Raw genomic sequence first — 24,573 nt, 5'->3', positions numbered from 1 at the left:
CCGGCGCCAACGCCAACGCCCGCGCCGACTCACGAACAGAACCCACCAGCACCCACGACGACCGACCCCGGCGATCACCCGCGCCGGCCCCATCCGCCCCGGCAGAACCCGCCCCCGCATCATCGGCGGCCTCGCTGCCCATGCTCCCGGTGTCAGCGGCCGCGTCGTTTTCCACACTGCCGTCGCGGGCGAGCGAACCCTCCGTCGACCACAAAGGAGAATCGGCAGTCAGCCGATCCCACCAGCCATCATCACCACTATTCGAACTACGAGGAGGAAAAGGATCCCAGTCGAACAGATCCATCACCCCTCCTCAATGAATTCGAAAACCTGTATCAATTCTTCCAGGCACCAGAAGAGCACGGCAAGTCGGCGAGCCAATAAGGTGGAATCACAGGCCGAAAAGAATTGGGGCCAATTGCCCGACATGAGCTTTATGCGGGTTTTGCGCCTGAGGGACCCCCGTCCGGCTCAGACGGCGATCCGTTGGCTATGTTGATCACCAAATAGCTTCGCTATCGGGGCACACACATCGAGGTTCAGGAGCCATCGCAGCATGTCCGAGTGGAATGACAAGATCATCGAGGAGTTCCGGGCGAACGGCGGCAAGGTCGGCGGGCCGTTCGAGGGAACGCAGCTGATCTTGCTGACGACCACGGGCGCCAGAACGGGCGCCGCCCGGACCAACCCCGTCGCGTGCCTGCGTGACGGGGACAGGCTGCTCGTCTTCGCCTCCTACGCGGGCGCGCCGCGCCATCCCGACTGGTATCACAACCTGCTGGCGAATCCCACCGTGACCGTCGAGTCGGGCGACGGGACGGCGATCGAGACGTTCACCGCCACCGCAGTGCCGCTGGCCGGGGAGGAGCGCGACCGCTGGTACGCCCGCCAGGCCGAGCTGGTCCCGATCTTCGCCGACTACCAGGCACGCACCTCCCGCGTCATCCCCGTCGTGGCCCTCTACCCGGCGAGATCATAAGCGTTACTGCGGCGACCCGGCCTCGTGGTCGGCCACGATGGCGTCGATGCGCGCGGCGAGCTTGTAGTCGAGGTCGGTCAGACCGCCGGCGTCGTGGGTGGTCAGCGCAAGGTGCAGGGTCCGCCACCGGATGTCGATGTCGGGATGGTGGTTCAGCGCCTCGGCCTGTTCGGCGATGTCGTTCACGATCGCGATGGCCGTACGGAAGTCTCGGGCGACCACGGTCCTGCGGATCGTGTCCCCCTCGCGGCGCCATTCGGAAGCCTCGTACATGAGATCAGGACATCACGAAACACCGCCGATTGTGTAGATTCGCCCGAGTGGATGAGCAGGTGGATGAGCTGCGGCGTGAGCTGTGCGAGTACGGTCGGCGGGCGGCGGCCCTCGGCCTGGTCATCGGCACATCGGGGAACCTGAGCGCCCGGGACGGCGATCTGGTCGTCGTCACGCCCTCCGGTGTGGCGCTCGACCGGCTGCGCCCGGAGGACTGCCCCGTCGTCGACCTGGAAGGGCGGGTCGTGGACGGGGAGCGCAAACCCTCCTCGGAGACGCCGATGCATCTCGCGCTGTACCAGGCGACCGATGCCCGGGCGGTGGTGCACACCCACTCGGTCTTCGCGACCGTGGTCGGCTCGACGATGACCGAGCTGCCGCCGATCCACTACAACGCCCTGCTGCTCGGCGGCGCCGTCCGGGTCGCCGCGTACGCGACGTACGGCACGCCCGAACTGGCGGACAACGTCATCGCCGCGATCAGGGGCAGGCAGGCCGCCCTCATGGCCAGCCATGGCGCGGTGACGATCGGCGGCGGCCTGGAGCAGGCGTTCGAGGCGACGCGCCTGCTGGAGTGGCTGTGCGAGGTCTACGTCCGCGCTCTCGGCGTGGGCCGGCCCTCGGTGCTCACCGAGGGCCAGCTCACCGCCGTCATCGAACGCGCCCTGAACGGCTAACCGAGCACTACCTTCCTGGCGAGACCGAGCGGGAGACCGCCCGAGCCCGCGATCGTGTCGTGGAAGGTCCGCAGGTCGCCCGCGTAGTCGGCCCTGATCCGCTCGATCTCCAGGGCCCCCGTGAGGTACGAGGGCGCCTGTGTGGGCCAGGCGCAGTAGCGGCTGACCTCACCGGCGGCCGTGCCCGGCGACAGCGACGCCTTCGTGGTGAGGAACTCCTCCGCCTGCTCGATCGACATGTCGTCGCAGTGCAGCGCGGTGTCCACCACGATCCGGGCGGCCCGCCAGATGCGGCAGTCGAGGTGGGCGAGCTCGGTCTGGGGCGTGTCGAAGTAGCCCTGCTCGTGCATGAGCTTCTCGACGTAGAGCCCCCAGCCCTCCACGAAATAGGGCGTACGGAAGATCTTGCGGGCGCGGTGCGGGTTGCCGGCCATCCAGGACAGGTGCCAGTGGTGGCCGGGGTAACCCTCGTGCACGCTGATCGACGGCATCTGGGGGCGCGAGTTGGTCCGCAGCCGCTGCCGCACCTGCTCCTCGGTGAAGCCGTCCGGCGTGTACGGCACGAAGAAGACACCATCACGCGAGGACGACAGCGGCGGCGGGGCGAGGTAGCTGGCCACGGCGATGATGGGCCGCTGGAACTCCGGCGAGGGCTCGACCCGGCACACCTCCCCCTCGGGGAAGGTCACCAGCCCGCGCTCGAGGACGAACTCGCGCGCCCGCAGCGTCTCGGCCTCGTACTCGGCGCGCATGGCCTCCAGGGTCGGCGGGTGGTCGTCCATGAGCGACTCCATCGCCTCCCGCCAGTTGCCGGAGCCGAGACGGGCGGCGACCTCGCTCATCCGCGTGTCCAGCTCGGCCCAGGCCCGGCGGCCCTTCTCGTGCAGTTCGGCCGCGCCGTACCCGAGCATCTCCTGCTCGCGCAGCAGCGCGGAGTAGAGCTCCTCGCCCATCCGCCAGGTGCCGCGGGCCTCGAAGCCCTCCAGGAAGCGCACCAGCCCGTCGAACGCGTCGGCGGCGGGCTCGGTGGCCGCGGCCAGCCGCGCCCGCAGATCCGGGTCGCCGACCAGCGCGGGCAGCGTCTCGGTCAGGAAGCGGCGTCCCGTACGGGCCTGGTCGAGGCCGCGCTTGACGAGCAGATCGGCGGCGAGATCGGGGTCCAGGTTGGCCTGGCAGGCGGCGAGCACGGCGGGCACCTCGGCCAGCCGCGCGACGGCGGCGTCGACCAGCTCGGCCTCCGGCTTGAGGCGCTGCTGGAACGGCGTGAACATCGACCCGAAGATCACCCCGAGGTAGGTGGCCGGTTCGCGCCGCCACTCCGGCCAGCGGGCCTGCGCGATCTGCCCGCGTAGGTGGGCGGCGACCAGGTCCCTGTCGATCTCGTCCTCAGGGCTCTCGGGCGTCGCCTCCGACAGCTTGCGCAGCCATTCCTCGGCCGCCCGCTCCCGCGCCGTGAAGGCGGTCGCGCTGAGGTCGCCCAGCGTGCGGTCGTATCCGTCGGCCCCCAGGAGGGCCGCTCTGACCGGGTTCTCGGCCAGGTACCAGTCGATGAACTCGTCCACCAGCGTCATAGCGCCCGACTCTATCCGCGACACTTGTGTGGAAGCCCCCAGATAAGGAGCGATTGGTGCCCCTGCAGATCACCGGCGCCCCCAGCGACCCCGACCTGATCCGCCTGCCGTGGGACGTCCCCCTGGAAGAGTGGCCCGTCCACCACCTGGTGACGCTGCCCCGCGGCATCTCCCGGCACGTGGTGCGCTTCGCCCGGCTCAGCGGCCGGGTGTACGCGATCAAGGAGATCAGCACGCGGTACGCCAAGCGGGAGTACCAGCTGCTGTGGGACCTGGCACGGCACGACGCGCCCGCCGTCGAGCCGGTCGCCGTCGTCACCGGGCGGACCGCCCCGGACGGCTCCGAACTGGACTCCGCCCTGATCACGCGGCACCTGCAGTTCTCACTGCCGTACCGCGCGGTGCTGTCGGGCTCGGTGCGGCCCGACACGCTGATCCGCCTGCTCGACGCGCTCGCGGTCCTGCTCGTACGGCTCCACCTGACCGGCTTCTACTGGGGCGACTGCTCGCTGTCGAACACGCTGTTCAGGCGGGACGCCGGAGCCTTCGCGGCCTACCTGGTGGACGCCGAGACCGGCGAGCTCCATCCGGCGATCAGCGAGGGCCAGCGGTCACACGACATCGACGTGGCGCACGTCAACATCTACGGCGAGATGCTCGACCTGGAAGCGGGCGGCCTGCTCCACCCGACCATCGACCCGCTGGCCTTCGCCGAGCAGCTCGTCGAGCGCTACCACCGGCTGTGGGACGAGCTGACCGAGGACGAGATCATCGAGGAGGTCGACTGGCACCGCGTGGACCAGCGCGTACGGCGGCTCAACTCCCTCGGCTTCGACGTCGCCGAGATGATGGTGCGCCGTAAGGCGGGCACCTCCCGGCTGATCGTCCGGCCCAAGGTCGTGGACGCCGGGCACCACCAGCGCCGGCTGCTGCGCCTGACCGGCCTCGACGTGGAGGAGAACCAGGCCAGGCGGCTGCTCAACGACCTCGACTCGTTCCGGGTGTCGAACGGGCTGCGGCACGAGGACGAGGCGATCGTGGCCCACCGCTGGCTGGCCGAGGTGTTCCAGCCGGTGGTGAACGCCACCCCGGCCGATCTGCGGCGCAAGCTGGAGCCGGCCCAGCTCTTCCACGAGGTGCTCGACCACCGCTGGTACATGTCGGAGGCCGCCGGCAAGGACGTCGGCCTGGAGGCGGCGGTGCGGTCCTACGTGGACAACGTCCTGGTGCACAAGCCCGACGAGAAGGCCGTCATCGTCACCTCGGATCCCCTGTCTCCGTAAACGCTGTCTCCGTGACAAGATCCTCCAGATAGGCGGCGGCCTCCGGGATCCGGTCCTCGCCGAAGACGCGGACGCCGTTCAGCTCCAGCAGCGCGGTCGTCACGCCCTGCCCGGGGGTGGCCCTCCCCCGATGGCTGCCGTCGTAGATCCGCAGCGAGCCGCACGACGGGCTGCCCTCCTTGAGGATCGCGACCCGCACGCCGAAGGACCGGGCGACGGCGAGGGCCTGCTGCGCGCCGGACAGGAACGCGGCGGTCACGTCGTCGCCCTCCGGCGTCAGGATCCGGGCCGCGCCCGCCAGGACGGCGGCGCCGCCCGCGCCGCCCTCGATCTCGGCGGGCGGCCGGGGGACGGGCAGCCCGCCCTCGACCTCGGGGCAGAACCGCACCAGCCGCCCCTCGGCGCGCCAGCGAGCCAGCAGGTCGTCGTCGCTCGTCTTCGCCCCGCCGTCGTACCTCACCCTGCTGCCGAGCAGGCAGGCACTGACCAGAATGCGTTCCACGCCCTCCATTCTGGCCGCCGCACCGAGGTGGGCACGCCATCCCGGGCGACATGAGGAAATTTCACGAAAATCTGGATTACCATTCCGAGAGGAAGAATTCTTATTCTCCCGGACTAATCCGTTTATCCGAGCTGTTTTCGACCCGGGAGGCCCGTTCACCTGCTCCTCTAGTGTTGGCCGCGCTGTACCGGCGAGGCGAGGAGTTACGGGTTGATCGGGATAGAGGACTGCCTCTCCGAGGCCATGTCGATCCCGGGCGCGCTCGGCGCCATTCTGGTGGACCACACCAGCGGCATGGCCGTCGCGGGAAAGGGAATCCCCGATCCCGGGCGGGCGGCCGCGGGGCTCAGCGAGGCGTACCGCGCCACGCTCGACGGGATCGCGCTGGCGTCAGAGGAGACGGGCTTCCGGATCGAGGACGTGATCGTCACCACGGGCACGGCGTACCACCTGGTGCGGCCCATGGAGATGATGTTCGACGGTCCGCTGCTGTTGTGCGTACGCCTGGACGTGGAGCGGTCGAACCTCGCCCTGGCCCGGCGGCGGCTGCGCACGATCACCGACGAGCTGGTCGCCTCCTGATGGGAGCCTGACCGGTGGCCGCCCCGACTCTCGACGCCGTGCTCACCGGCCTCGCCCAGGACGAGGCCACCGGCTCACTGCGGGTGGGCAAGGAGGGCACGGTCTACTACGACCACGGCCGGGTGTCGTACGTGGAGTGCGCGGCCACGCCCGGCGTGGAGGGCCTGCTCGGCGCGTCGGGCCGGATCAGCGCGAACGGGGTCCGGCACGCGCGGCAGGAGGCCGGTCCCGGCGGCGACGGCGGCGCCCTGCTCGTGGACAAAGGGGTGCTCAGCCGGGGCGAGCTGGAGTTCTGCGTGCTGTCCGCCACGCTCGACGCCGCCTTCTTCCTCCTGACGCCCAAGACGGTGAGGACCAGGTTCAAGGACGGCGAGGCCCACTGGCTCGGGATCCACTGGTTCTTCGACGTGCCGGGTCTGCTGCGCGAGTGTGCCAGGCGCCGGGCCCGACTGGAGCGGGCCTGGCCGTCGTCCGAGCTGGACGCGCGGCCGGTGACGCCCCTGCGGCGGATCCCGGGCTCGCACGCGCTGCTCAGCCGGCTGCAGTGGGAGCTGCTGCTCGCCGCCGACTCCACCGCCACGCCGGTCGAGCTGGCCCGCCGGCTCGGGCGCCCGGCCTACTCCACGCTGCTGGCCGTACGGGAGCTCGCGGCGGCCGGCCTGGTGGTGACGGCCGAGACGGCGGCGCTGCCCAAGCGCACGCCCAAGCCGCCCCCGCCGCCCAAGCCGCCTCCGCCGCCCAAGCGGCCGACGGGGCCCGGGCGCTCCACCTCGGAACTCCCGCAGGTGAACGCCGACGCGACCGACGTGAACCTGCTGCTCAGACTGCGTGACGCGCTGGAGGCGCTGTAGTGATCGGGTGGCTCAAGCGGGCCGGAAAGGGTGTCTCGGTGGATCTGCGCCACGACATACACGAGGAACTGGTCGTCCTGCGCGAACGGGCGCCCGAGATCACGGGAGCGCTCACCTGCACGGTCGACGGCATGCTCGTGACCACGGATCTGGCCGCCGACACCGAGCAGACCGCGGCGCTCACGTCGGCGCTGCTGTCGCTGAGCCGGAAGATGACCGAGCTCGCCAGGATCGGGCGGCTGGAGGAGACGCTGATCTCCGGCACCCAGGGGCACACCGCGTGCTACGCCGCGGGCCCCACGCTCGTCCTCACCGTTCTCGCAGGTCAGGGAGCCAACCTGGGCCTGCTCCGGATCGAGGGACGCAGGGCGGCGAACAAGATCGCCGCCATCGTCGAACGCGGATGACAACCCAGAACAGGAGAAGAGACATGGCGAACATGGACGTCTCTCTGAAGGAGATGCTGACCATCGACGGCGCGATCGGCGCGGCGGTGGCCGACTACGGGAGCGGGATGGCGCTGGGCACGCTCGGCGGCTCCAAGGACCTCGACCTCCAGGTGGCCGCCGCGGCCAACACCGAGGTGGTCAAGGCCAAGCTCCGCGCGATGGACGCGCTCAAGCTCAGCGACGGGATCGAGGACATCCTGATCACGCTGGGCTCGCAGTATCACATCATCCGGCCGCTCACCGGCCGCGGCGGCAAGGGCTTGTTCCTCTACCTCGCCCTCGACCGCAACCGGGCCAATCTCGCGATGGCCCGGCACCAGCTCCGCGCGATCGAGGACAAGCTCGAGATCTGAAGCCCTGTCAGCTCCGGCCGGTCAGCCCCGTGCGTTCAGCCCCGTGTGTTCAGCCCCGTGCGGTCAGCTCCGTGATCGCCTCCGCGATGACCGGCCAGAGCGGGCGAGGCAGGTCGTGGCCCATCCCCGGGAAGGTCAGCAGCTTCGCGCCGGGGATGGCGTCCGCGGTCGCGGTCCCGCCTTCGAGGGTGATCAGCGGGTCGTCCTCGCCGTGGATCACCAGCGCGGGCACCGAGAGCCCGCGCAGTCCCTCCGTACGGTCCCCCGACCTCCGGATCGCGATGAACTGCCGGGTGGTGCCCGCGGGGTCGAAGGCCCGGTCATAGGCCTCAGCGGCCACCCGGGTGACGCGCTCGACGTCCGTCTCGTAGCCGGGAGAGCCGATGACCCGCGCGGTCTCGACGGCGCGGGCGAGCGCCTCCTCGCGGTCCTGCGGGGCGGGCGCCGTCAGCGCCGCCATGGCCTCCTCGGTCGCACGCCCCACGCGGGGCCCGGGCGTGGACATGATCGAGGTCAGCGTACGCACCCGGGCGGGGTGGCGGATGGCGAGGGTCTGGGCGATCATGCCGCCCATCGACGCGCCCACCACGTGGGCGCTCTCCCAGCCCAGCACGTCCATCAGGCCGGCCGTGTCGTCGGCCATGTCGTCCAGCGTGTACGACGCCGGGGTCGTGAGGTCGTCCGCCGGGGTGAAGTGGGTGGACAGGCCCGCGTCCCGGTTGTCGAACCGGACGACCCGGTGGCCCGACTCCACCAGCAGCCCGATCAGCTCCTCCGGCCAGCTGATCATCTGCGCCCCGAGCCCCATGATGAGGACGACCGGGCGTCCTCCGGGCTCGCCGAACACCTCGTAGCAGATCTCGATACCGTTCGCCGTCGCACGCATGCGAGCAGAATTTCAATCGGTTTGCCCTGCCGCAACCGATAGTTGACCGGATATGTACGGTTGTGTGGTGTGGTGTCGCAAATGACTCGCCGAAGGCGGATACTCGTCCTTCTCATCTGCTGCATGAGCCTGCTCATCGTGTCGCTCGACAACACGATCGTCAACGTCGCCCTGCCGGCGCTCGGACGCGACCTGCACGCGCCGATCTCCGGCCTGCAGTGGACGGTGGACGCCTACACGCTGACACTCGCGAGCCTGCTCATGCTCGCCGGGTCGACGGCCGACCGGGTGGGCCGCCGCCGCACGTTCCAGACCGGCCTGGTGATCTTCACGGCCGCGTCGCTGCTGTGCAGCCTCGCCCCGAGCCTGGGCTGGCTGGTGGCCGCCCGGATCCTCCAGGCCGTCGGCGGGTCGATGCTCAACCCGGTGGCCATGTCGATCATCACGAACACGTTCACCGACCGCAGGGAGCGGGCGCAGGCCATCGGCGTGTGGGGCGGCGTGGTCGGCGTCAGCATGGCGCTCGGACCGGTCGTCGGCGGCCTGCTCACCGACACCGTGAACTGGCGGGCCATCTTCTGGATCAACGTGCCCATCGGCCTGCTCGCGCTGTTCCTGACCTGGCGGTACGTCCCCGAGTCCAAGGCGCCCTCGGCCCGCAGGATCGACCCCGTCGGGCAGGTGCTGGTCATCGTCCTGCTCGGCACGCTCACGTACGGGATCATCGAGGGCCCGGCCGCGGGCGCAGCCGTGAGCGCGGCCTGCTTCGCCGTCGCGGCGGCGGCCCTCGCCGCGCTGGTCGTCTGCGAACTGCGCAGGCCGGAACCGCTCATCGACATGCGCTTCTTCCGCAGCGCGCCGTTCTCCGGCGCGGCCGTCATGGCGGTGGCGGGGTTCGCCGGCCTTGGGGCCTTCCTGTTCCTCAACACGCTCTACCTGCAGAGCAATCGCGGGCTGTCCGCCCTCGCCGCGGGGCTGTGCACGCTGCCGGTCGCGGTGATCACGACGATCGTGGGGCCGCTTTCCGGCCGGCTCGTCGGCGCCCGCGGCCCGCGCGCGCCGCTCGTCGTCGCGGGCGTGTGCCTGGCGGCCGCCGGGACGCTGCTGTCCCAGGTGACTCTCACCACGCCCCTCCCCCTGCTGCTCGGGATCTACGCGGTCTTCGGCGTCGGCTTCGGCCTGCTCAACCCTCCGATCACCAACACCGCGGTCTCCGGGATGCCGCTCGCGCAGGCGGGGGTGGCCTCCGCGGTCGCCTCGACCAGCAGGCAGGTCGGCCAGTCGCTCGGCGTGGCCATCGCGGGGTCCATGGTCTCCGGCAACGCCGCCTTCGTCCCGGCCGCCCACGCGGCCTTCCGCGTCAACGCCCTGTACGGGCTGATCGTGCTGTCGGTCGCCCTGGCGACGACCGGCCGCTGGGCCAGGCGTACGGCGGAGCGCACCGCCGCCCGGCTGTCGGAGAATCCGCAGGTCACCCTGTCACAGGGGTGAAACCAGCCCTAAGAAGGTGTTTAAAGGTCATACCTGGCGAAAGACTCTCTATCGGGCATAAAACCGACTGAGTGAGGAGAGACACCTTGAGCGTCAACCCTTCCTCCAAGATGCGTGAGAGCAGCCAGCCCTGGCTCCACCAGAGGGGCACCGAGATACAGGCGTTCGGGACGGTGCGCGACTTCCCGGTCGGGCTGCCGAGGGAGACCCGCGAATACTCCTGCCAGCGGCTCAACCAGATCCTGGCCGACACGCAGATCCTCTACAACCTGTACAAGAAGCACCACTGGCTCATGCGGGGGCCGACCTTCTACCAGCTGCACCTGCTCCTCGACAAGCACGCGGGCGAGCAGCTGCCCATCATCGACGCGATCGCCGAACGCATCCAGACGCTCGGCGGCGTCGCGGTCGGCGATCCGCGTCAGGTGGCGGAGATGACCGTGATCCCGCGGCCGCCGGACGGCGTGGAGGAGGTGCCCGCCATGCTCTCCCGGCTCCTGGAGGCGCACGAGACGATCCTGGTCGCGGCGCACGACGCCGCCTCCCGTGCGGCCGAGATGGGCGACGACGGCACCAACGACCTGCTCGTCTCCGAGGTCGTCCGTACGGGCGAGCTGCAGGCGTGGTTCCTCGCCGAGCACCTCGTGGACACGCCGCTCGTCCGCGCCTGACCCGCGTTCCCCGCCCGGGCGTCACCCGGTGACGCTCGGGCGGCCGTCCTCGACGTGTCCCATCAGCCGCCGGGCGAACCCGTCGTGCCCGGTCACGCCGACCATCAGGTCGTACCACCCCGACGGCGCCGGCCACTCCACGTGCGCGGTGTCCCCCGGCGCGATCGGGACCGTACGCGCCGCTCCGCCGTAGGCCAGCGGAGCGAACGACACCTCGGCGGGGAAGGCGCTCCGGTTCGTCACCGAGATCGACACGGCGCGGGCGGCGGCGTCGATCGCGCCGGTCACCTCCACCGGGTCGGCCGTCCCGCCGCGGAACTCCCGGCGGAACCCGTTCGGCCCGACGACCAGCAGGTCGTAGGCCGGGCCGGGGAAGTAGACCACCTCCTCCACCGTGCCGAGCACGTCGAAGTGCGCCGGCTTGGCCAGCTCGCCCAGGTGGCCGTACAGGATGAAGTGGGCGGAGGCCGCGCCGGAGTTGCGCATCGTGATCTCCACGGACCTGCCGCGTACGACGGCCTCGGCGTCCGGCTGGTACGGCAGCGCGCGGGCGGGCTTGACCCCCGGCTCCTGGACCGGCATCCGCTGCTCGTCGGGGACCCGGGGATACCACCGGTCCCCCGCCGGGACCGGGCGCGGCGCGGCGGCGGCCGCCACGGGAGGCGGTGCCGCCGGCGTGGCGAAGTCGAACGCCGAGGTGAGGTCGCCCGCCACCCGGCGCCGCCACTCCCCGATGGGAGCAGTGATCCCGAAGCGGCGCTCCAGGAACCGTACGGTCGAGGTGTGGTCGAACGTCTCCGAGCAGACGTGGCCGCCCACGCTCCACGGCGACACGACGATCATGGGCACGCGGATCCCGAGGCCCATCGGCCGCCCGCCGACGAACTCCTCCGGGGTGCCGTCGGGCGGGACCGGGGGCGGCACGTGGTCGAAGAAGCCGTCGTTCTCGTCATAGGTGATGAACAGGGCGGTCCGCGCCCAGACCTCGGGATGCGACCCCAGCGCGTCGAGCAGTCGGTAGAGAACCTGCCCGCCCTCCACGGCCGACGACCCCTCGGGGTGCTCGGAGTCGGCCAGCGAGGGCACGACGTACGACACCGCGGGCAGGCGTCCGGCGGCCACGTCGGCGGCGAACCGGTCTCCGAGGCCGCCCGCGGGGGCGCGGCGCAGCGCCCGGTCGTAGAGATCGCGGTCGGCGGGCTCCAGGGCGGCCACCCGCCTGTCCAGCTCCGCGAGCAACGGCGCCGGGTCCTCCGCCGCCCGCACCTTCTCGTAGAAGGAGCGCATGCTCCCCAGCCCGATCCGGTCCATCACGGCCGCGAACGGCCGGAAGAACTCGAGGTTGTTGCACTCGTAGTTGTCCCACTCCTGGTACACCTGCCAGGAGTGCCCGGCCCGCGTCAGCAGCTCGGGCACGGTGATCCAGTCGTAGCCCGGATGCCCCTCCGCCCCCTCGGACGCGACGTTGTCCAGCGCGCGCTGCCGGGTGCCGGGCTCGTACCCCGTGTAACCCGTCATGTGGTAGTTGCGGTTGGGCGTGGTCGAGGTCAGCAGCGAGCAGTGGTAGGCGTCGCAGATCGTGAACGTGTCGGCCAGCTCGTAGTGGAAGGGCAGATCGCGCCGGTCGTAGTAGGCCATCGAGCCGGGCCCTTTGTTGGGCACCCAGGCGTCGTTCCAGCCCATGGCCCAGGCGTTCTGGGTGCCGAGCCAGGTGTGGTCGTGTGTGTCGAGCAGCATCGGGTCCGCCCCGGCCCGCTCGGCCGCCTCCCGTACGGAGAAGGGCAGCACGCCGTCCTGCTCGAAGATCGGCCGCCAGGCCCGGGTGGACACGGCGTTGCGGTCCCCGAACCCCCGCACCCCGCGCATCCGGCCGAAGTAGTGGTCGAACGAGCGGTTCTCCAGCATGACGAAGACGACGTGCTCGACGTCGGCCAGGCTCCCCGGCGGGACCGGACGGGCCAGCGCCCGGAGCAGGGAAGGCGGCAGCGAGGATCCGGCCGGCATGGGCGTCCCTTCACAGAATTCAGGCGAAACGCCCACAACCTAACAGCGACGTGGCAGCGACGTGTCGTCACACGAGTACGCGCCTGCGTGTCCCGGCGGGCGGCGGCAGATGGACGCGGCCCAGTTCGCGCAGCGCGCGGGCGGCCCCCGCGCGGCGGGCCAGGGCGAGGGACCGCCGGGCGAGGTCGGCCGCCCGGTCCCGCTCGTGCGCCTCCGCGTACGCGTGCGCCTGCCGGGCCAGCACGTACGCCGCGAGGTAGGCGGGCGCGGCCGGCGCGGGCTCCCCCTCCAGCAGCTCGATCGCGCCGCCCGGCCGGCCGAGGTCGACCAGGCAGCCCGCGCACAGCTCCGCCCGCGTCTCGCCCGGCTCCTCCAGGCACTCCTCAAGGGACTCCTCCAGGCAGCGGTGGCACAGCTCCACCTCACCCGCCAGCGCGTGCGCGCGGGCCTCCTGCCGCCGGGACAGCGGCCCCACCTCGGCCGGGACACCCGTACGCGTACGGGCCGCCACGGCCGCCTCGACGATCTCGCCCGGCTCGGCGGCGTCGACCAGCTCGGCCCGCTGGATCAGCGCCAGGACCTCGGTGAGGGCGTCGCCGGTCTCGCGCGCCTCGCGGATCGCGCGGTCCGACCAGGCCCGCGCGCCGGGCGCGTCGCCCGCCTCGTGCTCCATGCGGCTGATCAGCTCCGCGTCCCGCGTGGCGAGCGTCTGCAGCGCCCGCCGTACGCGCGGCGCGGCGTCCCCGCGGAACGTCTCGACCCCCGCGAAGACCGGCCCCAGCGCGGCGGCGAGATCGGCGGGCCTGCTGTCCGGCGCGGCGCAGGCGCCGGTCAGCGTCTCGAAGTAGCGAACCGTGCCGGTGTCGGCGCGGGACGGCCGCTCGACGGCCCGCCCGACGCGTTCCTCCTCCTCTTCGGGGAAGAGCCCGGGCAGCAGCGGAATGCCGGTGACGTGGTGCCACAGGGTCGTGCCCGAGGACGCGCCGACGAACAGGTCCGCCTCGTCCTCGCCGAACACCCGGCACAGCAGCTCCGCATGGCGGGCGTCCGGGCGCCGCTCCCCCTCCTCCCACGCGCGGACCGCGTCCGCGGGCAGCCGGGGTTCGGCCTCCCCGGCGGCTTCGGTCAGTCGTTGTCCCAGATCGCGGCGGCTCCACAGCCGGCCGCGGCGCAGCGCGCGCAGCCGTGCGGACCACAGCGGGACGTCAATGGTGATCATCAGCGGCACCCCCCGGTTCTGTCGGTGCCGGGCGTTATGTTTGCGGCGTGCTGACCCGCCGCGAGCTCAACCGCGCCCTGCTCGACCGCCAGATGCTGCTGCGCCGCCACGACGTCAAGGCCCTCGCCGCGATCGAGCACCTGGTGGGCATGCAGTCGCAGGCTCCTCTCTCAGCGTACGTCGGCCTGTGGAACCGCCTGGTGGACTTCCGGCACGAGGACCTGGCCGATCTGCTCACCGGCCGCGCCGCCGTACGGATCGCCTTGATGCGCGGCACCATCCACCTCGTCAGCGCCGACGACTGCCTGGCCCTGCGCCCGGTCATGCAGCCGCTCCTCGACCGGTTGCTGCGCACGTCGTACGGCAGGCGGCTGGACGGGGTGGACCTCGGCGAGGTGGCGAGCGCCGCCCGCGCGCTGATGGAGGAGCGGCCGCTGAGCTTCGCCGAGCTGGAGGAGCTGCTCGGCGCGCGGTGGCCGGGCCGCGACGCGCTGGCCCAGGTCGTACGCGCGGTCGTGCCGCTGGTGCAGGTCCCGCCGCGCGGGGTGTGGGGCGCCTCGGGCCAGGCCCGGCACGTCCCCGCCGAGTCGTGGCTGGGCCGCCCGCTCGGCGACGGCTCGGCCGCCGGCGACATGGTGCTGCGTTACCTGAGCGCCTTCGGGCCGGCGTCGGTGAAGGACATGCAGGCCTGGTCGGGCCTCACCGGGCTGCGCTCCGTGGTCAGTGGCCTCCACCTGGTCACGCACCGGGACGAGAACGGGGTGGAGCTGTTCGACCTGCCCGGGGCGCCGCTGCCCGGCGCGGACGCCGAGGCGCCGGTGCGGTTCCTGGGGGAGTTCGACAACCTGCTGCTCTCGCACGCCGACCGGACGCGGGTGATCGCCGAGGAGCACCGCTCGCGGGTCTTCACGGTCAACGGGATCATCCGCGCGACGATCCTGGTCGACGGGTTCGTGGCGGGGCTGTGGCGAATCGAACGAGGGCGGATCGAACGGGCCGGGGAGACCGCGGTCCTGGAGATCGAGCCGTTCGGACCGTTGGGCGCCGCCACCCGCGACGCGCTGGCCACCGAGGGTGAGCGCCTGCTGGAGTTCGCGGCCGGCGACGCCCCCGCGCGCGACATCACCTTCCTGGGGTAGAACCCACGGAGTGGAGACCCTCTCGGTGACGGTGGACGCGCAGGCGAGCCCGGATCGGGTGTTCGCCGTACTGACCGACTGGCCCCGGCACCACGAGTGGATGGTGCTGACTCGGGCGTGGGTGGTCGCCGGTGACGGCCGCAGCAGGGGGAGCCGGCTCGCGGCGGCCACCGGGGTCGGCCCGCTGTCGTTCGTGGACACGATGGACGTCACCGGCTGGCGGCCCCCGCACGAGGTGGAGGTCCGCCACACGGGCCGTGTCGTGCGCGGCGTCGGACGGTTCCACGTGCTGCCCCGTCCCGGCGGCGGAAGCAGGATCATCTGGGAGGAGCAGCTCCACGTGCCCTTCGGCCTGGCCGGGCGCATCGGCTGGCGGGTCGCCGGGCCGGTGAGCGCGGTCTTCCTGCGCCTGTCCCTGCGCCGTCTCGCCGCGCTCGCCCTGCGTGCCTAACCGAGCGCCATGTCGAAGAAGCGGCGCTCCAGGGCCGTCGCCCGGCGGAAGACGTCGAGCACCCGGGCCCGGCCGTTCTCGTCGAGGCCGGGACCGAGCCGGTCGAGCTCGCCGCGCAGGAAGCCCACCCACGCCTCGAACTCCGGCCCGCTGTGCAGCTCGATCCACTCCCGGTAGACGAAGCCCTCGGGCGGCTCGGTGGTCCGCGAGGCCCAGCCGAGGTAGGTCCACTCCGCCACGCACAGCACCGCCAGGATCCGCGCATAGTCCTGGCCGCGGCGCACCTCGTCCATCAGGGCCCGGAACTCGGCCGTCACCGGCTCCAGGGCGGGCGGGGCCGGATCACCCCCGAGGGCGGCGAGCGCGCGGTGGAAGTAGCCCCGCTCGGTGTCGGCGACGGTCTGCCCGAGGAAGCGGCCGACGGCCACCCGTGACTCGAAGCCGTCGGCCGCGGCGACCGCGGCGCCGAGCAGCGCCGTGAAGGCGTCCACGAACTGGAAGTCCTGCTCCAGGTAGCGGCGCATGTCGGCGGTGCCGCGACAGATCGCCGCGGCGAAGGGGTGGGTGACCACCGCCGTCCAGTCCGGCTCGCTCTCCGACCGCAGCCACTCGCTGAACGGCATCCTCGATCCCCCGGTCATCCGCCATCCTTCCCCGTGTTCCGGCGTGAACGTTTCACGATGATCTCAGAGGACTCCTGTCCGTCTCCACCTGCCCAAGCGGGGTGGGCGCCGGGCGGCCCGGAGACCCGGGCGGGCGAACTCGTTGACCGGTGGTCAACAGGTCCGTAATTTGATGCGTGTTGTTCCTCCTCATGAATGCTGTTCGCATTCTTGAACGCCCCCCTGCGGGATCAGGAGTAACCCCCTCGGTCAGGGGTCCTGCACGACATGCAAGGAGCTCGGCTTTGAGAACCACAACCAGAACCGGAGTCGGGGTGATCGGCACCGTCGTCGGGGTCGCCGCCCTGGTCGGCGGCGTCTTCACCAGCGTCTCCAACGCGGCGCCCAGTGCGGGGCCCAGTGCGGGTGCCTATCGGATCGTGAACGGCGCCAGCGGCCTGTGCCTCACCGTTCCCGGCAGCAGCGGCTCCGACGGCGTGCAGCTCACCGTCTCCGGCTGCAACGGCGCGAGCAACCAGACCTGGAACCTGTCGGCCCAGGGCAGCGGCTTCCGCCTGGCCGCCGGCAACAGCGGCAAGTGCGCCGGGGTCGCCGGCGCCTCCACCTCTGCGGGCAAGGCCGTCCAGCAGGAGTCGTGCACCGGCTCCTCGTCGCAGACCTGGGAACTGACCGCCTCGGGCTCCAACTACCGGGTCGTCAACGCCAACAGCGACAAGTGCCTGAACACCAAGGACAACTCCACGTCCTCAGGCGCACTGGTGCAGCAGAACTCCTGCGACTCGGCGGCCACCAAGCAGTGGACCCTCCAGTCGGCCGGGTCCACCCCCTCGCAGACGCCCACGACCACACCGACGATGAGCCCGACGGCCACGCCGACCGCCACGCCCACGGGCGGCCCGACCACCCCGCCCACCACCGGACTGGTCGGCTGGGCGACCCAGGGCGGCGGCACGAGCGGCGGCGCGGGCGGCGCCACGACGACGGTCACCTCGCTGACCGCGCTCACCACCGCCGTGAAGGGCGACGCCGCGAAGATCGTCCAGGTGAACGGCAACTTCACCTGCTCGGAGGACGTGCGGGTGGGCGGCAACACCACCGTCGTCGGCGTCGGCGCCAACTCCGGGCTGACCGGCTGCGGCCTGAACATCCGTGACGTCAACAACGTGATCGTGCGCAACATGAAGATCTCGAAGGTCCGGGCCGGCAACGGCAACGGCGACGCGATCCACCTCGACAACGCCAAGCGCGTGTGGCTCGACCACAACGACCTGTCGAGCGACACCAGCCACGGCACGGACTACTACGACGGCCTGCTCGACGTCACGCACGGCTCCGACTACGTCACCGTCTCCTGGAACAAGCTCCACGACCACGTCAAGTGCTCGCTCGTCGGCCACAGTGACGGCAACAGCTCCGAGGACAGCGGGCACCTGCGGGTGACGTACCACCACAACGCGTTCCAGACCTGCGCCCAGCGCAACCCCCGGGTGCGCTTCGGCAACCCGGTCCACGTCTTCAACAACTACTACTACAAGGACTCGTCCTACACCGACTACAGCTACGGCATCGCCTCCACCTGTGGCGCCGGCGTGCTCGTCGAGGGCAACTACTTCGAGAACGTCGCCGAGCCCACCCACACCTCCGAAGGCTCGTCGCCCGGCGGGTCGATCGTCGCCCGCAACAACTACTTCGTGAACTCGGGCACGCCGCAGACCTCCGGCAGCGTCGCCTCCATCCCGTACTCGTACACGGTGGACAACCCCAGCGGGGTCAAGGCGAACGTCCTCGCCAACGCGGGCACCGGCAAGATCTAGTTCCGGTGAAGTCCCGGAGGCCGCGGCACCCCAGCCGCGGCCTCCGTGCGCCTGTCGGTCGTGGAAGGCGGTTCAGCGGAACCACGGGTCGTTTCCGGCCTCCGTGTTCACCTTCAGCGACAGGGCTCGGGCGATTTCCCCCCAGGAGACGTAGGAGAAGTTCGTGGCCTCGCGTTCCTCGTCGATGCCGGTCCCGGTCTCGGGCTCGTCGTGCGTGACCAGCAGGCCCTGGCGGTAGTCGCCGACGGGACGATTCGTCACGGCCAGCCCGTCAGAGCCGTTGATGTCGTCGGCGCCCTTGACGCCCTTGACTCTGAAGGTGCCCAGCGGAGCGTTCTTGCCCTGCCGGTCGTAGACCGCGAACGTGTCGTCCCCCTGGCTCGACACGATCACGTATCCGGTCGAGCCCGGTCCGGCTCAGCCGCAGCCGCCACAGGCCGACGTCCTCCTGCGCCGCGTACAGATATCACCAGAAGGCAGCCGCCACTTGAACTCTGGAACCGTCCGGCCGGTCGTCCTGGCTGCGCGTACCGTCCCGTACCGTCCCGCACCGCCCCCACGACTCGAATCGAGCCGCCTATCGCGACGTCGCCGCCTGCCGGCCGAGCAGGGACGGGATTCAGCGGTTGGGCGGCTCGCGCCGGGGCCGTACCACACCGGCCTCGTACGCGAGCACCACCGCCTGCACGCGGTCCCGCACACCGAGCTTGGCGAAGACGCGGTTGATGTGCGTCTTCACGGTCGCCTCGCCGAGATGGAGTTCCCCGGCGATCTCGCGGTTGGACAGCCCCCGGGCCAGCAAGCACAGTACCTCGGTCTCCCGGGCGGTCAGGTCGGCCAGACCCGGGGCGCTGACCGGCGGCGCCATCGAGGTGTAGTGGTCGATCAGACGGCGGGTGATCTGTGGGGAGAGCAGCGCGTCTCCGCGCGCGGCGGCGTGCAGCGCGCTCGCCAGTTCCTTCGGCGGAGTGGTTTTGAGCAGGAATCCGCAGGCACCGGCGCGCAACGACCGATAGACGTACTCGTCGAGGTCGAACGTGGTCAGCATGACGACGCGGCGGTCGGGGCGGTCGGCCAGGATCCGCTCGGTCGCGGCCACGCCGTCGAGCCTCGGCATGTGGATGTCCATCAACACGACGTCCGGCTCATGCCGGGCGGTCAGCCTCAGCGCCTCCTCGCCGTCCGTGGCCTCGGCGACCACCTCGATGCCGGGCTGAGCGCCGAGGATCATCCGCAGGCCGGTGCGTACGAGCACCTCGTCGTCTGCGATGAGGATGCGCGTCACACCGACGCTCCCGTACGCGACGGCATGGGGGCCGCGGAATTTCCGCTCAAGGGTAGTTCCACCCGCACCTCGAACCCGCCGCCTTCCCCCGGGCCGGTGGTAGCCGTGCCCCCGAAGAGCTCCACACGCTCGCTGATCCCCGTCAACCCGAGGCCACTGCCGTCGCTCCGGCGGACGATCCGCGGGCCGTCGTTGACGACGTGAATCCTCAGATCGGTGCGTCCGACATCGATCGCGACCGAGACCGTGGCGCCCGGGGCGTGTTTGACCGCGTTGGTCAGGGCCTCCTGCAGCACCCGATAGCCACTGACGTCGACGGCCGCGGGAACCCTGCCGAGGTCGCCGTCGAGGGTGACGTCGACCCGTCCACCGGCGGCCCGAACTCCGGCCAGGAGCGGCTCCAGGTGCCGTAGCGAGGGCAGCCGCTCCAGACTCCCCTCACCGCGGAGGACGACGAGCAGGCGGCGCAACTCGGTGACGACGTCACGACCGACGTCCTGCACCGCGTCCAGCGACTCATGGGCCCGCCGGACGTCGGAGCCGAGCATGACCTGGGCGGCTCCGGCCTGCAGCACCATCACGGCGACGCCGTGCGAGACGATGTCGTGCAGTTCGCGGGCCACCCGGAGCCGCTCGTCGGCACGAGCGGCGGCCTCCCGTTCAGCGGCCAGCGCGACCAGACGTTCGGCCTGGGCACGCCGCAGCCGTACGGCGTAGGCCGGTCCCATGACGGCGAGCGCGACGAAGGCGATGAAGACCCAGTCCGGGTCGTCCGCGATGATGGTCTCGATCCCGGCCGAGACGAAGTAGGAGACGGCGGCGATCACCGGGCCGTGGCGGCCGCCCACGGCGACGCTCGCGAAGCAGACGGCGACCAACGCCGTGAGCGGCGCGGCCGGCGATTCCGGAAGGAGTGGCGTGAAGCTCTGCGCGATGAAGCAGACGCCGGCCAGGACCACCGCGGTCCGTGGGTACGCGCCGCAGGCCGCGACCGCGAGGCAATAGCCGGCGAGCAGCACGGTCAGCACGGCCATCCACCCGCCGGACAACTCGGTGGGGTCGGGGCCGTCGCCCTCGACGTACGGGGCGAGTGGCACGTAGATCTCGGCCAGGCCGAACCCGAACAGCGCCAGGCCCGCTGCGACAGTCCCGAGGTCACGCCGCCCAATGCCCCGGAGCCGTTCCATGGCAGGGAGCGTATTCGAACCGCCCGCCGCCTGGCATCCACCCACGGGTGGAGCGGCGTCCTGCTTGCATCAACCCGTCGATCAGCGTCCCGGCCGACGACCTGAGCGGTACGACGCTCCTAGCCTCTGCGTCGTCAGACGGATCACGACGGGAGATGTCGATGGATGACCAGACCACCAGGCCGTACGGCCGGCGTTTCGCGGCGATCGCGATGGCGGGTGGCGGCGTTCTCTACAGCGCCGCCAACGCCTTCTACTGGGCGATGTTCCCGGACGAAGTGTCCGAGACCGCGGCGAACGTGGACGTGGCCGCTTCCGACCTCGGCGCCTGGCGAGTCGAGACGATCCTCTTCGCGCTGACGCACCTGCTGCTCCTGCCGGCGATGGCCGGTCTGATCGTGGCGGTCGGCCGCCGCAAGCGCCTGGTGGCCACCATCGGCGGAGCCTTCGTCGTTCCCGCTCTCTACCTCTCGGCGATCCACCTGTGGTATTACAACGCCTTCTTCGGGGCCCTCGCCGGAGGGGGCGTGAAGGTGGACGCGGTCCGGCCGGTCGTCGACGCCCTCGACAAGGACCCGCTGGTGGTGGCATCGTTCATGGTCTGGATTCTGGGCTGGATGATCGGGCTCCTGATCCTGGCCTTCGGTGCGTGGCGCGCCGGCCTCGTGTCCTTGTGGGTGCCACTCGTACTCACCGTCGGCCTGGTGCTCGACTTCGTCTCCAGCGGCACGGCGCCCAAACTCGTGGTGAGCGCGCTGATGGCCGCCGGGCTGATCGGCCTGGCGCAGGGCATCCGCCCGGGACGTGCGGAGAACGCGACGGCGACCGTGCAGGGCTGACCGTGCGATCCCGGCGACACGCCCCCGAACGCGCCCGGCCGGTCAGCGCCCCGTCTGGGGATCCGGCTTCTGTCCGCGGACCAGGCGAGGCCGTTGGAGAGCCGGTCAGCCGTCGAGGGCGGCGCGTTCGGCGTCGGTGAGCAGGCGGGAACGGATCAGGAACCGGACGCCCTCGGGCGCCTCCAGGGAGAAACCGCTACCCCGGCCGGGTACGACGTCCACGGTCAGGTGGGTGTGCCGCCAGCGGTCGAACTGGCTGGCCGACATCCAGAAGGTGACCGGCTCGCCGACGCCGTCGACGGTCAGCGAGGCGAGCAGCACGTCCGAGGAGCCGGTGCGGAACTCGCCCTCCAGGTAGCACATCGGTGCGCTGCCGTCGCAGCAGCCACCGGACTGGTGGAACATCAGCGGGCCGTGGTCCGCCCGCAGCCGCCGGATGAGATCGGCGGCCGCGGGGGTGAGGTCCACGCGGGACACCTCGGGCATCAGAAGAAGCCGAGCTTCGAGGGCGAGTAGCTGACCAGCAGGTTCTTGGTCTGCTGGTAGTGGTCGAGCATCATCTTGTGCGTCTCCCTGCCGATGCCCGACTGCTTGTAGCCGCCGAAGGCGGCGTGGGCGGGATAGGCGTGGTAGCAGTTCGTCCAGACCCGCCCGGCCTGGATGGCCCGGCCCGCCCGGTACGCCTTGTTGACGTCCCGGGTCCACACGCCCGCCCCGAGGCCGTACAACGTGTCGTTGGCGATCTTGATGGCGTCGTCGAAGTCGGTGAACGAGGTCACCGAGACGACCGGCCCGAAGATCTCCTCCTGGAACACCCGCATGTGGTTGGCGCCCTCGAAGATCGTCGGCTCGACGTAGTAGCCGCCCGACAGCTCGCCGCCGAGATCGGCGCGGTGCCCGCCGGTGAGCACCTTGGCGCCCTCCTGCCGGCCGATGTCGAGGTACGACAGGATCTTCTCCAGCTGGTCGTTGGACGCCTGGGCGCCGACCATCGTGGCCAGGTCCAGCGGATGGCCGCGGACGATCTTCTCGGTCCGTTCGACCGCGGCCTCCAGGAACCGCCGGTAGTGGCCCTGCTGGATGAGCGCCCGGGAGGGACAGGTGCACACCTCCCCCTGGTTGAGCGCGAACATCGTGAAGCCCTCCAGCGCCTTGTCGAAGAACTCGTCGTCGGCGGAGGACACGTCGTCGAAGAAGATGTTGGGGCTCTTGCCGCCGAGCTCCAGCGTGACCGGCTTGATGTTCTCGCTGGCGTACTGCATGATCAGCCGCCCGGTCGTGGTCTCCCCGGTGAAGGCCACCTTCGCGACCCGCGCGCTGGAGGCCAGCGGCTTGCCGGCCTCGACGCCGAACCCGTTGACGATGTTGAGGACGCCCGGCGGGAGGAGGTCGGCCACCAGGCTCATCCAGTAGTGGATCGACGCCGGGGTCTGCTCGGCCGGCTTCAGGACCACGGCGTTACCGGCGGCCAGCGCCGGCGCGAGCTTCCAGGTGGCCATCAGGATCGGGAAGTTCCACGGGATGATCTGGGCGACGACGCCGAGCGGCTCCTGGAAGTGGTAGGCGACGGTGTCGGCGTCGATCTCCGACAGGCTGCCCTCCTGGGCCCTGATCGCTCCCGCGAAGTAGCGGAAGTGGTCGATCGCCAGCGGGATGTCCGCGGCCAGCGTCTCCCTGATCGGCTTGCCGTTCTCCCAGGTCTCCGCGACGGCGAGCCGCTCCAGGTTCTGCTCCATGCGGTCGGCGATCCGGTTGAGGATGTTCGCCCGCTCGGCCGCGGACGTACGGCCCCAGGCGGGCGCGGCGCCGTGGGCGGCGTCCAGGGCGCGCTCGACGTCCTCGGCGGTGCCCCGCGCGATCTCCGTGAACGTCTGGCCGGTGACCGGGGTGGGATTCTCGAAGTACCGCCCCCGCTGCGGCGGGACGTACTCGCCGCCGATCCAGTGGTCGTAACGCTGCTCGTACGCCATGAGGGCGTCCGGCTGTCCCGGCGCGGCGTGACGGGTCATGAGATGGACCTCCCGGACAGGGTGTGGGTCTGACGCCCCGGACGTTAGTCGCGGGCACGTTGCCGAGACGTTGCGTCCGTGTTCCGGGCGTCGTTCCGCACTCAGCCTCCGATCCGCATGGTCAGAACCGTGGTCATGAGCGGTCAAATCTCCCCTAAGATCACGCGTCATGATTCCGGAAACGTTTTCCGTCTCCCGCAGGGACGCCCTGCGCCTGCTCGCCGGCGGCACCGCGGCGGGGCTCGCCGCCGGGCTGCCCGCGTCGCCCGCGAGCGCCGCGGCCCGCGCGTGGAGCGTCACCGGCCGCAGCGCGACGTCGCTGAAGCCCTTCGACGACGCGCTGAAGCGCTTCATGCAGGCACGGACGATCCCGCACGCGTCCCTTGCCGTGGTCCGCAAGGGCAAGCTGGTGCTCGCCCGGGGCTACAACTGGACGGCGGACACCTCGTTCGCGGCCGGGCCCACCTCGCTGTTCCGCGTCGCGAGCCTGAGCAAGCCGGTCACCGCCGCCGCGGTGCTGAAGCTGGCGCAGGACGGCAAGCTCAGCCTCACGGCCAAGGTCGCGCCGCTGCTGGGGCTGAGCACGACCGCCGACCCCCGCCTCGCCTCCGTCACCGTGACCCACCTGCTGCAGCACCTGGGCGGCTGGGACCTCGACGTGTCGGGCGACCCGATGTTCAGCGACAGGGCCGTCGCGGCCGCGCTCGGCGTCCCGCTGCCCGTCACCCAGGCGCACATCATCGAATACACCACCCGCCGCAAGCTCGACCACGCCCCCGGGACGACGTACGCGTACTCGAACTACGGATATGTCCTCCTCCAGAAGATCATCGAGAAGGCGAGCGGCGTCTCGTACGCGAGCTACGTCCAGAGCAAGGTGCTGACGCCTCTCAAGATCAAGCGGATGGTGCTCGGCAGGACCGGGAAGAGTCTCCGCAAATCAGGCGAGGCGCCGTACTTCTCGCAGTACACCGGCAAGAGCGTGATCGACACCTCGAACTCCGTGGTGCCCTTCCCGTACGGCGGGTTCAACCTCGAGAACATGGCCGCCCATGGCGGATGGCTCGCCACGGCCGTCGACCTGGCCAAGTTCACCACCCTCTTCGACGCGGCCGGCGTGCTGACCTCGGCGTCGATCTCCAAGGCGTTCGCCAAGCCGTCGATCGGCGTCAACTCCGACGGCTGGTACTACGGCCTCGGCTGGCAGGTGCGCCCGGTCACCGGAGGCCGCAACACCTGGCACACGGGGTCGCTGGCCGGCACCTCCACACTCATGGTCCGGCGTTACGACGGGCTGAGCTGGGTGGTGCTGTTCGACCAGCGCGACGACGCCTCGGGGCTGAACTACGGGGACATCGACTCCCAGCTCCACACCGCCGCGAACTCCGTGAAGTCGTGGCCCACCACCAACCTCTTCTCCACGTACGGTCTGTGA

The 24,573-nt window shown here is 71.0% G+C and carries 26 protein-coding genes and 1 pseudogene; 14 read left to right on the top strand and 13 right to left on the bottom strand.

Going from position 1 to position 24,573, the window contains the following annotated elements; translation table 11 throughout:
- Positions 1-304, bottom strand: a 304-nt coding sequence (locus HHX30_RS35500) for a hypothetical protein (protein ID WP_211593136.1), incomplete at its 3' end; no start/stop codon positions are given.
- A 252-nt stretch (positions 305-556) separates the two neighbouring features.
- Here HHX30_RS35500 and HHX30_RS35495 point away from each other — a divergent pair.
- The gene (locus tag HHX30_RS35495) at positions 557-979 is read left to right on the top strand and encodes a nitroreductase family deazaflavin-dependent oxidoreductase (RefSeq protein WP_169987898.1); all 423 of its coding nucleotides are present in this window, start codon (positions 557-559) and stop codon (positions 977-979) included.
- A gap of 3 nt (positions 980-982) precedes the next feature.
- Here HHX30_RS35495 and HHX30_RS35490 read toward each other — a convergent pair whose 3' ends face one another.
- A complete protein-coding gene (locus HHX30_RS35490) occupies positions 983-1,252 on the bottom strand; it encodes a 4a-hydroxytetrahydrobiopterin dehydratase (RefSeq protein WP_169987896.1) in 270 nt (89 codons plus the stop codon).
- A 47-nt stretch (positions 1,253-1,299) separates the two neighbouring features.
- Here HHX30_RS35490 and HHX30_RS35485 point away from each other — a divergent pair, with 47 nt between their 5' ends.
- On the top strand, positions 1,300-1,929 hold the full coding sequence (locus tag HHX30_RS35485; protein ID WP_169987894.1) for a class II aldolase/adducin family protein: 630 nt from the start codon (positions 1,300-1,302) through the stop codon (positions 1,927-1,929).
- Here the strand turns inward: HHX30_RS35485 and HHX30_RS35480 are convergent.
- Complete coding sequence (locus tag HHX30_RS35480; RefSeq protein WP_169987892.1) at positions 1,926-3,500, bottom strand: DUF885 domain-containing protein; 1,575 nt, start codon at positions 3,498-3,500, stop codon at positions 1,926-1,928. The genes HHX30_RS35485 and HHX30_RS35480 overlap by 4 nt on opposite strands.
- A gap of 56 nt (positions 3,501-3,556) precedes the next feature.
- Between HHX30_RS35480 and HHX30_RS35475 the strand changes: the two genes are divergently transcribed.
- A complete protein-coding gene (locus HHX30_RS35475) occupies positions 3,557-4,783 on the top strand; it encodes a DUF4032 domain-containing protein (RefSeq protein WP_169987890.1) in 1,227 nt (408 codons plus the stop codon).
- Here the strand turns inward: HHX30_RS35475 and HHX30_RS35470 are convergent.
- Positions 4,758-5,285, bottom strand: coding sequence for a DUF523 domain-containing protein (locus tag HHX30_RS35470; protein ID WP_169987888.1), 528 nt, complete (start codon positions 5,283-5,285; stop codon positions 4,758-4,760). The two genes, HHX30_RS35475 and HHX30_RS35470, sit on opposite strands and share 26 nt — an antisense overlap.
- A gap of 210 nt (positions 5,286-5,495) precedes the next feature.
- Between HHX30_RS35470 and HHX30_RS35465 the strand changes: the two genes are divergently transcribed.
- Genes HHX30_RS35465 through HHX30_RS35450 form a run of 4 tightly spaced genes read left to right on the top strand, consistent with a single transcriptional unit; the run spans position 5,496 to position 7,520 of the window.
- Positions 5,496-5,867 (top strand): roadblock/LC7 domain-containing protein, encoded by a 372-nt coding sequence (locus HHX30_RS35465; protein WP_169987886.1) that lies wholly within the window; start codon positions 5,496-5,498, stop codon positions 5,865-5,867.
- Between the two features lie 14 nt (positions 5,868-5,881).
- Positions 5,882-6,718: a DUF4388 domain-containing protein gene (locus HHX30_RS35460; RefSeq protein ID WP_169987884.1), complete on the top strand. Its 837-nt coding sequence runs from the start codon at positions 5,882-5,884 to the stop codon at positions 6,716-6,718.
- 38 nt (positions 6,719-6,756) lie between these two features.
- On the top strand, positions 6,757-7,125 hold the full coding sequence (locus HHX30_RS35455) for a roadblock/LC7 domain-containing protein (RefSeq protein ID WP_169987882.1): 369 nt from the start codon (positions 6,757-6,759) through the stop codon (positions 7,123-7,125).
- Positions 7,126-7,148: 23 nt separating this feature from the next.
- Complete coding sequence (locus tag HHX30_RS35450; RefSeq protein WP_169947825.1) at positions 7,149-7,520, top strand: hypothetical protein; 372 nt, start codon at positions 7,149-7,151, stop codon at positions 7,518-7,520.
- 49 nt (positions 7,521-7,569) lie between these two features.
- Here HHX30_RS35450 and HHX30_RS35445 read toward each other — a convergent pair whose 3' ends face one another.
- The gene (locus tag HHX30_RS35445) at positions 7,570-8,406 is read right to left on the bottom strand and encodes an alpha/beta fold hydrolase (protein WP_169987881.1); all 837 of its coding nucleotides are present in this window, start codon (positions 8,404-8,406) and stop codon (positions 7,570-7,572) included.
- A gap of 81 nt (positions 8,407-8,487) precedes the next feature.
- Here HHX30_RS35445 and HHX30_RS35440 point away from each other — a divergent pair, with 81 nt between their 5' ends.
- Together HHX30_RS35440 and HHX30_RS35435 are read left to right on the top strand one after the other, a co-directional pair.
- On the top strand, positions 8,488-9,897 hold the full coding sequence (locus HHX30_RS35440; RefSeq protein ID WP_211593132.1) for an MFS transporter: 1,410 nt from the start codon (positions 8,488-8,490) through the stop codon (positions 9,895-9,897).
- Positions 9,898-10,007: 110 nt separating this feature from the next.
- Positions 10,008-10,568 (top strand): Dps family protein, encoded by a 561-nt coding sequence (locus HHX30_RS35435; protein WP_169987910.1) that lies wholly within the window; start codon positions 10,008-10,010, stop codon positions 10,566-10,568.
- Between the two features lie 21 nt (positions 10,569-10,589).
- Here the strand turns inward: HHX30_RS35435 and HHX30_RS35430 are convergent, their stop codons facing one another.
- Together HHX30_RS35430 and HHX30_RS35425 are read right to left on the bottom strand one after the other, a co-directional pair.
- Positions 10,590-12,572: a phosphocholine-specific phospholipase C gene (locus HHX30_RS35430; protein ID WP_169987877.1), complete on the bottom strand. Its 1,983-nt coding sequence runs from the start codon at positions 12,570-12,572 to the stop codon at positions 10,590-10,592.
- A gap of 67 nt (positions 12,573-12,639) precedes the next feature.
- Complete coding sequence (locus HHX30_RS35425) at positions 12,640-13,791, bottom strand: hypothetical protein (protein ID WP_169987876.1); 1,152 nt, start codon at positions 13,789-13,791, stop codon at positions 12,640-12,642.
- Positions 13,792-13,838: 47 nt separating this feature from the next.
- Between HHX30_RS35425 and HHX30_RS35420 the strand changes: the two genes are divergently transcribed.
- Positions 13,839-14,930: a winged helix DNA-binding domain-containing protein gene (locus HHX30_RS35420; protein WP_311922998.1), complete on the top strand. Its 1,092-nt coding sequence runs from the start codon at positions 13,839-13,841 to the stop codon at positions 14,928-14,930.
- Positions 14,931-14,940: 10 nt separating this feature from the next.
- On the top strand, positions 14,941-15,381 hold the full coding sequence (locus HHX30_RS35415) for an SRPBCC family protein (protein WP_169987874.1): 441 nt from the start codon (positions 14,941-14,943) through the stop codon (positions 15,379-15,381).
- Here HHX30_RS35415 and HHX30_RS35410 read toward each other — a convergent pair.
- Complete coding sequence (locus HHX30_RS35410) at positions 15,378-16,022, bottom strand: TenA family protein (protein ID WP_169987872.1); 645 nt, start codon at positions 16,020-16,022, stop codon at positions 15,378-15,380. The two genes, HHX30_RS35415 and HHX30_RS35410, sit on opposite strands and share 4 nt — an antisense overlap.
- Positions 16,023-16,288: 266 nt before the next feature.
- Here HHX30_RS35410 and HHX30_RS35405 point away from each other — a divergent pair, with 266 nt between their 5' ends.
- Positions 16,289-17,818: an RICIN domain-containing protein gene (locus HHX30_RS35405; protein ID WP_249350771.1), complete on the top strand. Its 1,530-nt coding sequence runs from the start codon at positions 16,289-16,291 to the stop codon at positions 17,816-17,818.
- A gap of 72 nt (positions 17,819-17,890) precedes the next feature.
- Here HHX30_RS35405 and HHX30_RS35400 read toward each other — a convergent pair.
- From HHX30_RS35400 to HHX30_RS43555, 3 genes and pseudogenes are all read right to left on the bottom strand, one after another.
- Positions 17,891-18,214 (bottom strand): annotated as a pseudogene (locus tag HHX30_RS35400) (phytase); the annotation flags it as partial.
- Between the two features lie 223 nt (positions 18,215-18,437).
- Entirely contained in the window at positions 18,438-19,103 is a 666-nt protein-coding gene (locus HHX30_RS35395; RefSeq protein ID WP_169987866.1) for a response regulator transcription factor, read from the bottom strand.
- Complete coding sequence (locus HHX30_RS43555; protein WP_169987864.1) at positions 19,100-20,290, bottom strand: histidine kinase; 1,191 nt, start codon at positions 20,288-20,290, stop codon at positions 19,100-19,102. The genes HHX30_RS35395 and HHX30_RS43555 overlap by 4 nt, the downstream gene beginning before the upstream one ends.
- Before the next feature lie 161 nt (positions 20,291-20,451).
- On the opposite strand from HHX30_RS43555, the gene HHX30_RS35385 reads away from it, so the two are divergent.
- Positions 20,452-21,129 (top strand): hypothetical protein, encoded by a 678-nt coding sequence (locus tag HHX30_RS35385; RefSeq protein WP_169987862.1) that lies wholly within the window; start codon positions 20,452-20,454, stop codon positions 21,127-21,129.
- 105 nt (positions 21,130-21,234) lie between these two features.
- Here the strand turns inward: HHX30_RS35385 and HHX30_RS35380 are convergent, their stop codons facing one another.
- Entirely contained in the window at positions 21,235-21,615 is a 381-nt protein-coding gene (locus HHX30_RS35380; RefSeq protein ID WP_169987860.1) for a DUF779 domain-containing protein, read from the bottom strand.
- A complete protein-coding gene (adh, locus tag HHX30_RS35375) occupies positions 21,615-23,138 on the bottom strand; it encodes an aldehyde dehydrogenase (protein WP_169987858.1) in 1,524 nt (507 codons plus the stop codon). The genes HHX30_RS35380 and adh overlap by 1 nt, the downstream gene beginning before the upstream one ends.
- 169 nt (positions 23,139-23,307) lie before the next feature.
- Here adh and HHX30_RS35370 point away from each other — a divergent pair, with 169 nt between their 5' ends.
- Positions 23,308-24,573 (top strand): serine hydrolase, encoded by a 1,266-nt coding sequence (locus HHX30_RS35370; protein WP_169987856.1) that lies wholly within the window; start codon positions 23,308-23,310, stop codon positions 24,571-24,573.

This window comes from Microbispora sp. H10836 (assembly GCF_012999525.1).
Taxonomy (GTDB): Bacteria; Actinomycetota; Actinomycetes; order Streptosporangiales; family Streptosporangiaceae; genus Microbispora.
Note: the sequence above shows the minus strand (reverse complement) of the source record. Positions and strands in the feature narration are given on the sequence as shown.

Excerpts from the sequence above, each read along its gene's own strand:
- HHX30_RS35495 (WP_169987898.1), top strand. The coding sequence starts at position 557 with ATGTCCGAGTGGAATGACAAGATCATCGAGGAGTTCCGGGCGAACGGC.
- HHX30_RS35490 (WP_169987896.1), bottom strand. The coding sequence starts at position 1,252 with ATGTACGAGGCTTCCGAATGGCGCCGCGAGGGGGACACGATCCGCAGG.
- HHX30_RS35480 (WP_169987892.1), bottom strand. The coding sequence starts at position 3,500 with ATGACGCTGGTGGACGAGTTCATCGACTGGTACCTGGCCGAGAACCCG.
- HHX30_RS35450 (WP_169947825.1), top strand. The coding sequence starts at position 7,149 with ATGGCGAACATGGACGTCTCTCTGAAGGAGATGCTGACCATCGACGGC.
- HHX30_RS35445 (WP_169987881.1), bottom strand. The coding sequence starts at position 8,406 with ATGCGTGCGACGGCGAACGGTATCGAGATCTGCTACGAGGTGTTCGGC.
- HHX30_RS35440 (WP_211593132.1), top strand. The coding sequence starts at position 8,488 with ATGACTCGCCGAAGGCGGATACTCGTCCTTCTCATCTGCTGCATGAGC.
- HHX30_RS35435 (WP_169987910.1), top strand. The coding sequence starts at position 10,008 with ATGCGTGAGAGCAGCCAGCCCTGGCTCCACCAGAGGGGCACCGAGATA.
- HHX30_RS35430 (WP_169987877.1), bottom strand. The coding sequence starts at position 12,572 with ATGCCGGCCGGATCCTCGCTGCCGCCTTCCCTGCTCCGGGCGCTGGCC.
- HHX30_RS35425 (WP_169987876.1), bottom strand. The coding sequence starts at position 13,791 with ATGATCACCATTGACGTCCCGCTGTGGTCCGCACGGCTGCGCGCGCTG.
- HHX30_RS35410 (WP_169987872.1), bottom strand. The coding sequence starts at position 16,022 with ATGACCGGGGGATCGAGGATGCCGTTCAGCGAGTGGCTGCGGTCGGAG.
- HHX30_RS43555 (WP_169987864.1), bottom strand. The coding sequence starts at position 20,290 with ATGGAACGGCTCCGGGGCATTGGGCGGCGTGACCTCGGGACTGTCGCA.
- HHX30_RS35385 (WP_169987862.1), top strand. The coding sequence starts at position 20,452 with ATGGATGACCAGACCACCAGGCCGTACGGCCGGCGTTTCGCGGCGATC.
- HHX30_RS35380 (WP_169987860.1), bottom strand. The coding sequence starts at position 21,615 with ATGCCCGAGGTGTCCCGCGTGGACCTCACCCCCGCGGCCGCCGATCTC.
- adh (WP_169987858.1), bottom strand. The coding sequence starts at position 23,138 with ATGACCCGTCACGCCGCGCCGGGACAGCCGGACGCCCTCATGGCGTAC.
- HHX30_RS35370 (WP_169987856.1), top strand. The coding sequence starts at position 23,308 with ATGATTCCGGAAACGTTTTCCGTCTCCCGCAGGGACGCCCTGCGCCTG.